A 1,375-nucleotide genomic window follows, 5' to 3' on the forward strand; every position below is an offset into this window, starting at 1 on the left:
GTCTCCCTTTGTCACCTCTGCCACCTGGGAGACTTCTACCTGGATGGGTACCTTGGAATAATTCCTGATTGGAAGGTCCATATCCTCAAACTGGCTGCCGGGGTTGTCCAGACTGAATTCCTTCAGCGTATCCACCGTAAACTCCAGACCCCCGGCTGGCAGGGCAATGGATAGCAGTTCTACGTTAATGTTGCCGGTGAGAACTGAATCCTGTGCCGCACTTGATTCCTGAATGAGGAACGAGACATCCCCAATCTCAGCCTCTGCGAAAACCGGCCCTGTCTGTACGATGCAGAGGATAAACGCAAGAAGAATGGCCCGGATGCTGGAGATTCTATGGTGCTGTTTCCGATTCATAAGCGTTTCCCTCCTTTCATTCCTGTAAGACCAGTTTGATTTTGACGGCGGCCTGCCCTATCAGGGCCTCGGTTTCTTCCTGGTATGCCAGGAATACGGCAGTGCAATCGTATTCCCCAGCTGGAAGAGGTGTGAGTAATGGGCCAGACTCCAGATAGTTTCCCGGACGGATGGCTCCTGTCTCAAATATTTTCTCCCCGGTATCGTCACGGGTGATTTCCACGCGGATTAATTTTCCCTGGTTGGAGGGATTTTCTATCATCCAGTTGACAGAGTGCCCGGCTCCTGATACTTTCCCGAAGGGAGTTACATTCATGGACATGGCCAGCATCCCCTCCTCCACTACGCTGTCCAGTTCCTTCTGTCTCTGCTCCTTTGTCTTACCAGGAATGTCGCCGGATACCACGTTGGCCTCGTAAGTCAGCCCCTGCCGGGATACCGGGTCGGCCCGCTGGCGGCTTAGATAAACGCCTGCGGCGGCTCCTGCCATACAGCAGATCGCAAGAAGGAGGAAGGCCATCACCCGGAATCTCTGTTTCCTGGAACTACCGCCGGAAGTTCCTCTCCGGCTTCCCCGGCTCTCTTTTATTTCTGCTTCTTCCACCATCTCCATTTCCACTTCACCTCCCTGCATTCTCTTCTTTTTACTCCAATACATACAGCTTAATCTCCGCTCCCGCGCTTCCTATATAGGCGTTATCGTCTATTCGGTAGGCGTCAAAATAGGCGGTACAGGCATACTCACCTTTGGGGAGAACCACATCCAGAGGGACATCGTCAATGTACTGCTCCGGGTCCAGATAGCCGGACTGGTAGATGACTTCCCCGGTGTCATTTCTCCGGATGGTGATAGTAAAACGCTTTCCATTGCCCGGCGGGTTCTCTATCAGAAGGTTGGCGGTAGAGGCCCCGTTTTTCATGAACGGGGTGGCGTTGACAGAGAAGGCCAGCATGCCTTCCTCCACCACCTGGTTTAACTCCTGCTGGCGTTTTTCCGGGTCCTGGTTCAGGGTTCCGG

General features: G+C 53.5%; 2 protein-coding genes and 1 pseudogene. All 3 read right to left on the minus strand.

Going from position 1 to position 1,375, the window contains the following annotated elements; genetic code table 11:
* Window positions 1–357: pseudogene (locus HMPREF9473_RS25790) on the minus strand (hypothetical protein); the annotation flags it as partial.
* Between the two features lie 16 nt (window positions 358–373).
* Complete coding sequence (locus HMPREF9473_RS26630) at window positions 374–970, minus strand: hypothetical protein (protein WP_006783164.1); 597 nt, start codon at window positions 968–970, stop codon at window positions 374–376.
* Window positions 971–1,001: 31 nt separating this feature from the next.
* On the minus strand, window positions 1,002–1,375 hold a 374-nt coding region (locus HMPREF9473_RS26635; protein ID WP_006783165.1), incomplete at its 5' end, for a hypothetical protein.

Source organism: Hungatella hathewayi WAL-18680, from assembly GCF_000235505.1.
In the GTDB taxonomy this organism is placed as follows: Bacteria; Bacillota; Clostridia; order Lachnospirales; family Lachnospiraceae; genus Hungatella_A; species Hungatella_A hathewayi_A.